General features: G+C 42.6%; 9 protein-coding genes. 4 read left to right on the top strand and 5 right to left on the bottom strand.

From position 1 onward, the window contains the following. Positions 1-43: 43 nt before the first annotated feature. Together BR06_RS19875 and ald are read right to left on the bottom strand one after the other, a co-directional pair. Positions 44-1,444 (bottom strand): hybrid sensor histidine kinase/response regulator, encoded by a 1,401-nt coding sequence (locus BR06_RS19875; protein ID WP_051677133.1) that lies wholly within the window; start codon positions 1,442-1,444, stop codon positions 44-46. A gap of 401 nt (positions 1,445-1,845) precedes the next feature. Beyond that, positions 1,846-2,952: an alanine dehydrogenase gene (ald, locus tag BR06_RS0115715; RefSeq protein WP_031484759.1), complete on the bottom strand. Its 1,107-nt coding sequence runs from the start codon at positions 2,950-2,952 to the stop codon at positions 1,846-1,848. Positions 2,953-3,316: 364 nt separating this feature from the next. Between ald and BR06_RS0115710 the strand changes: the two genes are divergently transcribed. Beyond that, on the top strand, positions 3,317-4,426 hold the full coding sequence (locus BR06_RS0115710) for a response regulator (protein ID WP_031484757.1): 1,110 nt from the start codon (positions 3,317-3,319) through the stop codon (positions 4,424-4,426). 72 nt (positions 4,427-4,498) lie between these two features. Here the strand turns inward: BR06_RS0115710 and BR06_RS0115705 are convergent, their stop codons facing one another. After that, positions 4,499-5,026, bottom strand: coding sequence for a rhodanese-like domain-containing protein (locus tag BR06_RS0115705; protein ID WP_031484755.1), 528 nt, complete (start codon positions 5,024-5,026; stop codon positions 4,499-4,501). Positions 5,027-5,046: 20 nt separating this feature from the next. Further along, positions 5,047-5,538: a MauE/DoxX family redox-associated membrane protein gene (locus BR06_RS0115700; RefSeq protein ID WP_034603070.1), complete on the bottom strand. Its 492-nt coding sequence runs from the start codon at positions 5,536-5,538 to the stop codon at positions 5,047-5,049. A gap of 212 nt (positions 5,539-5,750) precedes the next feature. On the opposite strand from BR06_RS0115700, the gene BR06_RS0115695 reads away from it, so the two are divergent. Further along, positions 5,751-7,310 (top strand): DEAD/DEAH box helicase, encoded by a 1,560-nt coding sequence (locus BR06_RS0115695; RefSeq protein WP_031484752.1) that lies wholly within the window; start codon positions 5,751-5,753, stop codon positions 7,308-7,310. A gap of 24 nt (positions 7,311-7,334) precedes the next feature. Continuing rightward, positions 7,335-8,525 carry a pyridoxal phosphate-dependent aminotransferase gene (locus BR06_RS0115690; RefSeq protein WP_031484750.1) on the top strand — a complete coding sequence of 397 codons (1,191 nt, stop codon included), beginning with the start codon at positions 7,335-7,337 and terminating at the stop codon, positions 8,523-8,525. Between the two features lie 343 nt (positions 8,526-8,868). On the opposite strand, the gene BR06_RS0115680 is transcribed toward BR06_RS0115690, so the two are convergent. Further along, entirely contained in the window at positions 8,869-9,582 is a 714-nt protein-coding gene (locus BR06_RS0115680; RefSeq protein ID WP_031484748.1) for a M48 family metallopeptidase, read from the bottom strand. Positions 9,583-9,893: 311 nt separating this feature from the next. Here BR06_RS0115680 and BR06_RS0115675 point away from each other — a divergent pair, with 311 nt between their 5' ends. Then, on the top strand, positions 9,894-11,024 hold the full coding sequence (locus BR06_RS0115675) for an MFS transporter (RefSeq protein WP_034603079.1): 1,131 nt from the start codon (positions 9,894-9,896) through the stop codon (positions 11,022-11,024). Positions 11,025-11,092: the final 68 nt, after the last annotated feature.

The raw sequence follows: 11,092 nt of genomic DNA, 5'->3' as shown, positions 1-11,092 counted from the left end.
TGCACAGACTGATTTTACCCCAAGGATTAGTTGTACATCAATTTTATACAACTGGCACCGAAAAAGAAGAAGTAAGCCCCTCGCACTTATTATTCTCCAACCAGATATCACCACCGTGAGCCTCAACAATTTTCTTAGAAATAGTAAGACCAAGCCCGGTCTTATGTGTTCCTTCAGGAAGTCCGGGACCTTGATCCTTTACAGAAACAACAAGACCATCGCTGCTTGATATTAACTTAATCACAACTGTCGATCCAGAAGGTGAATACTCGAGCGCATTGGCTACTAAATTATTTACCACCTGTAAAAAACGCTGGGCATCAACTTTTATGGACGGAGCGTTGTCGATATCGAGCCTTGTTTCAAGCTCTATCCCTTTATCCCGAGCGCTAAAGCGGTGAAGACTTAAACTCCGTAAAATAAGCTCAGAAATTTTATATTCAGCCTTAACAAGATTAAGTTTACCCTGCTCAATGGCTGAAATATCAAGCAGGTCACCGACCAACATATTCATGTCTTTGCTCTCTTTATAAATAACATCGAGCATTTCAAGATGCTCACCGTTCAAATCAGAGTTTAATTCTCGGCGTAGCAAAGTTGAAATAGCACTAATTCCACCGATAGGTGTCTTCAGATCGTGAGCCATCATACCTAAAAACGTGCTCTTAAATTCGCTGAGACCCTTTAATTTCTGAACGTGATCAAGGGACTCAAGATTAATTCTAACCCGTGTAATAAGCTCTTCTGCTTCAAAAGGCTTACTGAGGAAATCGCTTGCACCAGACTTCAAAAATTTGGACGTCAACGCTTTGTTTTCAACATGGGACATCCCTATAATCGCCAATTCTTCGCGAGAGAATCTCATCCTCAAGCGTTTAACCAGCTCAAGACCATCCATTTCAGGCATTTCATAATCAGTTATAACCATTGATAAATCAGGATTGTCTTCGACTATCTGAAGAGCTTCTAAACCATTGCAGGCTGATAACACTTCCAGCTTGCTCGAAGCAAGCCTAGAAGAAACCATTGTGCGAACCGATTTAGAATCATCCACAACGAGGATTTTTTTGCCGACATTGGACTGCAACCATTTAAGAAGAGAAGCTATATTAGAAATTGCATGGCGATCTTTTACTACGAAATCTAATATGTTCTTTGAAAAGGCTTTGGATCTAACTAAATCATCAAGGTTGGAGGTAAAAATTACACTCGGTAAATCATAGCTCATTGCAAGATCTACGATCTCATTTTCAAGAGCATCCGGTAATAGTAAGTCCAGGATAGCCAGAAAAATATCCTCGGACCTTTCTTCCATAATTTTTTCAGCAGCTTTATAGCTTTCTGCGACTAGAGCACTAATCCCCAGAGTCTCTTCAATTTCAACTTTTAATTGCTGACCGATTGAGACACTGTCTTCAACAATCAGAACTGTAGTTTTACGCAAAAAATTCACTCCTGCAAATTAGCAATAAAAGAATTGTACTACTCCCTGTGGAAAAGCCCTAAACAACAATCACTTTATTACAAGCAATGCCTTATTTTTACACATTTTGGCTACAAAAATATATTAAATTTTAAATAATATGCAAAAAAAAGAAAACAACTGCATTTCTCTCGGGGGCCATCAACAGTCACAAGAGAAACGCTAGAGAACTCAGTCTCAAGACATGTCCCAGATTTATGTAAACATATCATCAGCAAAAAGCGCAGTAAACGCCTACTAACAAATTTGAGTTATAAATTCTTCTATACGAATCAAATAAAAACGGGGTGAAAGCTAAAGCCTTCACCCCGTAACTCCGATTACTCCCGAAGGAGCACGGAAAATATCTCTATTAGAATCGACTATGCAAGAGCCTCATCACGAGTAATTGTTTCCAGCCCCAAAGCTTCACCGACTTCAGCACAAGTGAGCTTACCATTCATGGTATTCAGGCCAAGCTTCAACGATTCGTTAGCGCGTAGAGCATCAACACCTTTATCTGCCAACTGAATCGCATATGTAAGTGTCTGATTTACAAGAGCGAAAGTAGATGTCCTTGGAACAGCACCCGGCATGTTCGCCACACCGTAATGAATCACTCCATCCACAACGTAGGTAGGGTCAGTGTGTGTAGTTGCCTTAATAGTCTCAACACAACCACCCTGATCAACAGCAACATCTACAATAACTGCGCCTTCTTTCATGGTGGAAAGCATATCGCGCGTAACCAAATTAGGAGCCTTTGCGCCGGGAATAAGCACTGCGCCAATAACAAGGTCAGCCTCGATTACCGCAGCACGAATATTAGGCTCGGTAGAAGTAATTGTAGTAACTCTGCCGTTAAAAATATCATCGAGGTACTGAAGACGTGAATGACTAACATCAAAGATGGTAACTCTAGCGCCCATACCCACTGCTATTTTAGCAGCATTAGTTCCGACAACACCACCACCAAGAATCATTACGTTTGCAGGAGCAACCCCGGGAACTCCACCAAGAAGAACACCGCGTCCGCCTTTAGGTTTCTCAAGGTGTAGAGCACCTTCCTGAGAAGCCATTCTACCAGCAACTTCGCTCATAGGTGTTAGTAAAGGAAGTGAACGATCAGGGAGCTGAACTGTTTCATAAGCTACGCCGGTTGTGCCGCTTTTCAGAAGAGCTTTAGTCAGCGCTTCGTCAGCAGCAAGATGTAGATATGTGAAAAGAAGAAGATCATCACGAAGATACTTATATTCAGATGCAATAGGCTCTTTAACCTTAATTACCATTTCTGCAGCCCATGCTTCGCCAACAGTGACCATTTTAGCACCGGCAGCAACATACTCTTCGTCTGGAAGACCACTACCGACACCGGCACCGTTTTCAACGACAACAGCATGACCACGACGGACAAGAGTTTCTACTGCACCAGGAGTCATAGAGACTCTATTTTCCATTGTTTTAACTTCTTTTGGAATACCTATAAGCATTTCATTAACTCCCTCAAATATAAGTTACGATAAAACATCATACACTCTGCCCCCAAAGCCAGCATACACCAATAAGCATTTTAACTAACAGGATAAATAAGAATCAATAATATCTAAAACTCTTCGAGCTTTATTGATGTCTTATTTACGTGTAGACTTACTATTCGGCTATGAAAAGCCCTAAACATCAAAAAAGCCCTTCGTAGGAACTTAGTATCTACCTCGGCTAAGAGTTTTTTGGCAATACAGAAACAAGAATAATGTACATTTTCAAAAATTATTAAAGACTTTTATTCTGTAATATTTGTTATATTAAGAATAGCACAATCGAAAGACATAAATTACCCGCAGAGGATTCAGCAAATTGACAATATCACCAAATTTTGTACCACGCATACTTGTCATTGATGACGAACCTTTCAATCTTGAGTTCCTAGAGATGGTTTTGCGCCAGCATGGCTATAGAGTCAGCCTCGCAAATAGCGGTAAAATGGGTATGAAACTAGCGGAAAGCCTGCAACCGGACCTGATTCTGCTCGACATAATGATGCCCGGAGAAACGGGGTTCGAATGTGCAACAATCCTGCGCTTATCTCCAGAAACATCTGAAATACCAATAATTTTTCTAACAGCACTGGACGACCCAAAAAGCTCTCTCAAAGGGTTTGATGCAGGAGCCGTTGATTTCATAACAAAGCCTTTTGAGTACAGAGAAGTTCTCAACAGAATCAGACTCCATTTAAGAGTCGCGCGAAATGACAAGCTTATGCTGCACTACAACGCACTTATTTTAAAGGACATCACCCCTGAGTTCAAAGAAGACACCACCTCCTTCGACAAGAGCAGCTTCACTTTTCCAGAAGAGCCGAGAGAATCAGGATCATATTTATACGAAACCGTCGCACTTCCGAATAGATCCGAAAGCCACCTGCTACTTAATTTCTCCTCGCCCCAACTAGATAAAGAAGCGACAAATATTATACGCGCAGCTTTATCCCTATACTCAGGTCCTCTCTACAGACCCTCTGAGACTTTCCGAAGTGTCGGAGTCGCACTTCTTAAGCATCGCAATTCAAAAGGGCAGGACTCTATCAGAGTTGATGGCATACATATGCAAATAGACCGCGGAACAGACTCAATGACGGTGGTAAATGCAGGATCACTTCCAGCAATACTTATTCCAGTTGACGGCGTAACAACTTTTATTGAGCCCCAAAGCGGAGCGCTTGGAGACCTGGGAAAGGGGTTGCTCCCTTGCTCATCTTTTGAAATGAAAAAAGGCAGCAGGCTTTTTATATATAGTAGAGAAATGCTTTCTTCCTTCAAATCGAGCGGAGAAGGCATTAAACAATTAAAAAAAGCTTGTGAGCTTTCTGATGCGAGCAACCTAAAAGCAACATGCCAAGCGGTAGGAAAGGCATTGCTAAAAGATACTTCAGTGCCAGACGGGATACTCGTAGCCATCGAGGCTTAGCTTTTTAGCAAAAAAAATAGCCCCGGCACTTAATGCGCCAGGGCTATAAAACAATTCAGATTAGAAGGACTGCTATTTAACAGATCCTACAGGGTTCTTAGCGCCCTTCCATGCAAAAATACCGCCGGGGTACCTTTTCACATTCGTGTAACCAAGCTTTTTGGCCCATGCAGCACCGTTATGACTGCGGGTACATTTTACAAATCCGCAATAGATAACGATTTCTTTATCTTTATCAGGCCCAAGCAATTCAATGAACTGCTCCTGAGTTTTACCATCAGTAGCTTTCACGTCCCACTTCACCATATCCGGAATAGGGAAAAGGAACTGCTTAGCACCTGGAACATGCTCCTTTTTGTAGCTATCTTCATACGGCATAGTATCGATAACAAGCACATCCTTTTTACTATCGAGCAGAGATTTCAACTCAGTAGTTGAAATCACATCGTAATTACCACGCTGAACTTCACGGGTAAGCTTGATAGCGCCTGTTTCTTTTACCACTTCCTGCTCAAACTTATCGCTGCCGAGGCAGCCAACCATAATAAACATAAGCGCACTTAAAATAGCAATCGACAAAACACTTTTCATAAACCTCATTAGAACTCCCCAAAAAATTATTATTTTGAAAAAATAGCAAAAAACGATCTTGGACTATAATTATTCGCAGCCCTTAACCAATAAAGGGAAACGCAACCCGCAAGCAAAACTAAATCTCTGAAAAAGGCTTCACGCAATGAATGATATGCCTCTGCCTCTGGATCGCCGGGAGCAAAACATCCGCAATCAACATCAAGCCCCATGTTAATCCCGTGAGCCAAAACTCCCATGAAAACAATCAGTAACAATAAATAAATCGAAAGTGATCCTTTCACGTCCCACACTAAGGCCGCCGCAATTAAAATTTCTGCAACAGGAAGACCAATAGCAGCAAAAGAAGTCAGAGAATCCGGCAACAAACCATATCCGCTGATAACCGTGGCAAAACCCTGAGTATCAAAAAGTTTTGATGCTCCTGCATAAAAGAATACAGATGCAAGAGTCAGCCTTATAACCAGATATGACCACCCAGCTGCCAAACTTTTAATATTTTGATTTTGCGTTTTTGCCATTCTCAGTCCCCTTAGTGTCAAAAAAGAAACATAATTAAGTCGTGTTACACACACTGACGGGTTAAGATCAAATCGTTATATTGAATCCAACCAACCTTGTATTATAGAACAAAGCTATACCTCTCATTTGTCGCCAAAATACCCTTTGCAAAAACATAGTGTTCCGGCTTATGGATAAAAGGTTACATCATAAATATTATAGGATAAAATACATGACAAATTCAAATGAAGACCAACCTACGGGCGAAGATTTAACGAATGACTATGCCCACCAAGAACCTGATAAAGTGGTCGAGCCAGATGAAGCTCTTAAAGAAATCGCAATAGATCAACTTCCGAATTCAATAAAAGAAGCCTTAGGAAAAACTGGATGGGACAGCCTCACTCCTGTTCAAGCGAAATCTCTTCCGTACCAGCTGGATAGAATAGACCTGATGGTTCAGGCAAGAACCGGTAGCGGTAAAACAGGCGCATTTGTCCTGCCAATGCTGGAAAAACTTGACCCAAGACTTAACCGCACACAGGCATTAGTGCTTGTTCCTACTCGCGAACTAGCCAGTCAGGTTGAGCGTGAAGCGAAAATAATTTTCGAAGGATCAGGACTCAGAGTCCTCTCCGTATATGGTGGAGTCGGGTACGGCAGACAGAAAGATAAACTCGAAGAAGGCGCTCACCTAGTTGTAGGGACCCCGGGCAGAATACTTGACCACCTGATGAGAAGAACCTTTTCTCTGAAAGATATTAGAACTCTCATATTTGATGAAGCGGATCGCATGCTCTCCATCGGTTTTTACCCGGACATGCAACAGGTAAAATCATACCTGCCCAACCGTCCTGTCAGCACATACATGTTCTCAGCAACTTTCCCAGAGCACGTACTACGCCTCTCAAAAGAGTTCATGCACAATCCGCAGCTTCTCAGCCTGAGCAGTAAAAATGTACATGTAACTCAAATTGAGCACGCATATTACGAAGTTCCTGCCATGGGCCGCGAGAGACAGCTAATGCGCGTACTGGAGATGGAAAACCCAACCTCCGCCATCATTTTCTGTAACACCAAAGCGAACGTAAATTTCGTTACCGCTGTTCTGAATAACTTCGGATTCAATGCCGGAGAAATATCTTCCGACCTTTCACAGAACAAACGCGAAACAATTCTAGGGGACCTCAGGTCTGGCAAAATCAAGTTTCTCGTGGCAACGGACATCGCCGGACGCGGAATTGACGTACCTGACCTCTCTCACGTTATTTTGTACGAACCACCTGAAGATAAAGAATCTTACATCCACAGGGCCGGGCGCACAGGACGAGCCGGATCATCAGGCATCGCTATTTCTCTCGTAGATGTAATCCAAAAACTGGAACTTCAGAGAATTGCAACCACGTACAACATCAACTTCGATTGCCGTACATTACCAGACGACAAAGAAGTTCTAGCTACCATAAATGAGAGACTCACCACTATTCTGGAAGCGCAGTACCGCTCAAAAACCATCCTTGAAAAAGAACGCATCAGCCGTTACAAGGATCTGGTTCGCCAGCTTGCAGATGATGACGAGCAAACTATTTTAGTGGGCATGCTTATGGATGAACTTTATCAGAACTCACTCCACGCACGCCCTCCGCAGCCACCATCTGAAAATCAGGGCGGCGGAAATAGACCACGCAGCAGTCAACCGAACCACGGTGGCAGACCCAGAAATCAGTCTGGTGGGCAGAACCGTGGAAGGAAACCGCAGGGTGGTAATTCCGGCGGAAACCGTAAATATTAACAAAAAGTATTCGGAGAATTGAATATGAAATTGCTTTCAAGTCAGGTGGAAGGATATATTGAACGCTCTTCTTGGATTCGTAAAATGTTCGAAACAGGAATTGAGCTAAAAAAAGAATTTGGCGCAGACGCAGTATGTGACTTTTCGCTAGGAAATCCCGACGTGCCAGCTCCGGCGGCAATTGCTGAAGGATTAAGAGAACTTGCAGGATGCGCAGGCGAACCCTTCGCATTCGGCTATATGCCTAACTTCGGTTACCCTAGTTTGCGGGAAAAACTGGCGAAGACGGTATCGGAAGAACAAGGCGTTCCCGTTGCAGGAAGTGATATCATCGTTACCTGCGGAGCGGCTGGAGCAATCAACGCTCTTTACCGCGCCATTCTCGAGCCGGGTGACGAGATTTTATGTCCCGCGCCATTCTTCGTAGAGTATGGATTCTATGCTCAGAACTCTGGCGGAGAGCTGGTGACAGTTCCTTCCAAGCCACTGACATTTGAGCTTGATCTGGACGCAATTGAAAAAGCAATCACAGATAAAACCCGTGTAATGCTGATCAATTCCCCGAACAATCCAACAGGCGTTGTCTACACAAAAGACGAACTTGTTAAGCTCACAGATATTCTCAAAAAAGCAAATGCTGGCCGCGAAAGACCAATCTTTTTGGTTGCAGACGAGCCATACAGATTCCTAGCATTCGATGGTGTTGAAGTGCCGTCCATTCTTCCGCTGTACCCGTACAGCGTAGTGGTCAGCTCCTTCTCAAAGAACCTATCACTTGCAGGCGAAAGAGTAGGCTATGCGCTGGTCAATCCAGAAATGCCGGAAAAAGAAGTGCTCCTATCAGGACTTGTGCTTACAAACCGCATTCTAGGATTTGTAAACGCGCCTGCTGTAGGGCAGAAACTTTTAGAAAAAGCTCTCGGCTCACAGGTAGATAAAAACATCTACTTAGAAAGACGCGATGCAATGGCAAAAGTTTTGGATGCAGCCGGATATTCATACACACTCCCTAAAGGAGCATTCTACTTCTTCCCGGAAGCACCGGGCGGAGACGATGTAAAATTCTGCGCAACTTTACAAGAAGAAAAGATTCTAGCAGTACCGGGAACAGGCTTCGGCTTCCCAGGCTACTTCAGACTGGCCTTCTGCGTAGGCGTAGATGTCATTGAACGCTCAGATAAAGGATTCGAAAAAGCTATCGCTCCATTCAAATAGATCCAGCGGGATCAACAAGTCTCAGAGCGAGACAACCGATATCAATAAAAAAAGGGAAACCATAGCGGTTTCCCTTTTTTACGTTCTCTATCAAAATATTTGACATTATAGCCAACACCACCTAGAAGCACATTTCCCTGCTCATACCACCTTCTAGTATTACTCCTTCAGACTATCTCTAGACTAAGCAATATGAACAAACCATGTTCAAAAGTAAGTTCGCTATATAAGTACCTTACACTCTTTACGCACACCTGTGGAAAACTAAAAAGAACTTATGTTCTTAACTCTTCCTTTCACCCTAAGCAGGAGTTCGAAGGGGTGTCTGCTCTCCTAATTTAAATCAAAAATTAATCCAACCAGGCACAAGCGGACTTGCAGCTCCAAGCTCTTTCTCTAACGCTTGAAAGTCAGGCTCTACCTGTTTCACTAGCTGCCAATACTTACCGGAATGATTAAGATGGACAGTGTGACATAGCTCATGAATCAGAACATAGCGCACCAGTCTGTAGGGCAAAAACATAAGCTTCATATTTAAATTTATATTGCCGTTGGATGAGCAACTTCCCCATCTCTTGCGCTGCGAACGAATGAACAATCTTTTGTATGGCATGCCAAGTTCTTTTGAAATTTTAGCCAACTCAGCAGATAAAAATGCGCGAGCCTGTCCGCGAACGAACTTAGTCAGAGCTGCTATATCCTCCTGCACAGTCCAGTCTGCACCACTAAGCATAAGCTTATCGACATTTTTGCGCACTCGTAAACCGGACTTTCTAGTCCGTGTTCTACGGATAAATATTACCATTTCTGATGCAACAAAAATCAAACTGTCGGGCAATATCAATTTAGGTGGAGTCAGGGAAAACCCTTTCTCTTCAAGCTGTTTGGTCGCGGACAATATCCACTCCCGCCTTTTTTCCAAGAAACCCGGAACCTTAGATTCACTTACACCTTTAGGCAAAACAATCTCTAGACCTTTGTCCGGAATAAGCTTGATTATTACATTTTTTGCACGCGCACTTATACGCACAGAATATGGAGGAGGAAAATCAGCCATTACAATTTTACACCTTGGTTAAAACCGCTCTCATTAAAAAACTCATGGCCCTGCAAAATCAAACCATCTCAAAATAAAACACCAATAAGAACAACTACCAGATCAAGAAACTATAAAAATAAACCTATAAAAGGGTACCAGAATTGCCTTCCTTAATAGATTAAGCAAGTGGATATGCGCTTAATAGAATCAAAGTTTTACTTGTATTGCAAATCCTTCAAGCCTAGTATCCGCACTTCAATTTAGGAAAAACCCCAAACCCATCCAGCAAGGACCCTCACGTGACTAAGCCCGCACTCAATTCCCGCAAAATGTATATTTTTCTACTCGTTCTGACCATAGCCACGGCCATAGGATTTCAGGGCTGGAGAACTCTTCTAAATAACTTCGCAGTTGATGTCGCGGGTCTGGATGGCGGAGAATTCGGAGCACTGGGCTCGATCAGAGAAATTCCGGGCTTCCTCGCATTATTTGTAATTTATTTTCTATTAATTATTAAAGAGCATAAACTAGCCGCTCTTTCTGTTATTGTAATGGGGTTAGGAATTGCCATCACGGGCTTTTTGCCCAGCTTTATGGGAATAGCTCTAACCACTATCATCATGTCCTTTGGGTTTCATTACTATGAAACGCTGAATCAGTCTTTGACCCTACAATATTTTGGATTCACCGAAGCTCCTGTTGTTATGGGCAGACTAAAAAGCTTAGGCGCCGCAACCAACATAGCTGTGGGTCTATTAATTTTTGCTTTAGCCGGGACACTCGACTATAAAGCAATGTTTTTAATAGTTGGAGCCATTGCAGTACTAGCAGGGATATATTGCTTTTTTCAAGATCCATCATCAAAAGAAATTCCGCTCCAGCACAAAAAAATGATCCTTAAAACTAAGTACTGGCTTTTTTACGCTTTGACTTTCATGGCGGGCGCGCGCAGACAGATTTTTGTTGCTTTTGCAGTATTCTTACTAGTTAAAAAATTCAACTATACAGTGCAAGACATCACTGTTTTGTTCGTACTTAATAACATTATCAACTATTTCGCCAATCCAATAATTGCTAGAGCTGTTAATAAATACGGCGAAAGAAAGGTTCTCAGTTTTGAGTACTTCAGTTTAGTTCTTATTTTCACTGCATACGCGTTCACCGACAGCCCAATCGTCGGCGGAATCCTGTACATTCTAGACAATATTTTCTTCAATTTCGCCATGGCAATCCGCACCTTTTTCCAGAAAATTGCAGACAAAAAGGACATTGCCCCAAGCATGGCTGTAGGATTCACAATAAACCACATTGCAGCAGTTGCCATTCCCGTACTGGCAGGAATAGCATGGATGCAGGACTACAGAATAGTATTCCTAGGAGCAGCCGCACTATCTGCAATTTCGCTAATCCTCGTCCAGTTTATTGACCGTGAACTTAAAATGAAAATGCAATCTCACTAAAAATGGTCGAACAGGAATCATAACCTCATGCCGCAACTATTTACGGACAATTAAAAACAAAAAAAGGG

The organism is Maridesulfovibrio frigidus DSM 17176, from assembly GCF_000711735.1.
Lineage (GTDB): Bacteria > Desulfobacterota > Desulfovibrionia > Desulfovibrionales > Desulfovibrionaceae > Maridesulfovibrio > Maridesulfovibrio frigidus.
The sequence above is the reverse complement of the archived record's forward strand: the minus strand, read 5'-3'. Positions and strand labels throughout refer to the sequence as shown.

Coding starts and splice junctions, on each gene's coding strand:
- BR06_RS0115695 (WP_031484752.1), top strand. CDS start 5,751: ATGACAAATTCAAATGAAGACCAACCTACGGGCGAAGATTTAACGAAT.
- BR06_RS0115705 (WP_031484755.1), bottom strand. CDS start 5,026: ATGAGGTTTATGAAAAGTGTTTTGTCGATTGCTATTTTAAGTGCGCTT.
- ald (WP_031484759.1), bottom strand. CDS start 2,952: ATGCTTATAGGTATTCCAAAAGAAGTTAAAACAATGGAAAATAGAGTC.
- BR06_RS0115700 (WP_034603070.1), bottom strand. CDS start 5,538: ATGGCAAAAACGCAAAATCAAAATATTAAAAGTTTGGCAGCTGGGTGG.
- BR06_RS0115675 (WP_034603079.1), top strand. CDS start 9,894: ATGTATATTTTTCTACTCGTTCTGACCATAGCCACGGCCATAGGATTT.
- BR06_RS0115690 (WP_031484750.1), top strand. CDS start 7,335: ATGAAATTGCTTTCAAGTCAGGTGGAAGGATATATTGAACGCTCTTCT.
- BR06_RS0115680 (WP_031484748.1), bottom strand. CDS start 9,582: ATGGCTGATTTTCCTCCTCCATATTCTGTGCGTATAAGTGCGCGTGCA.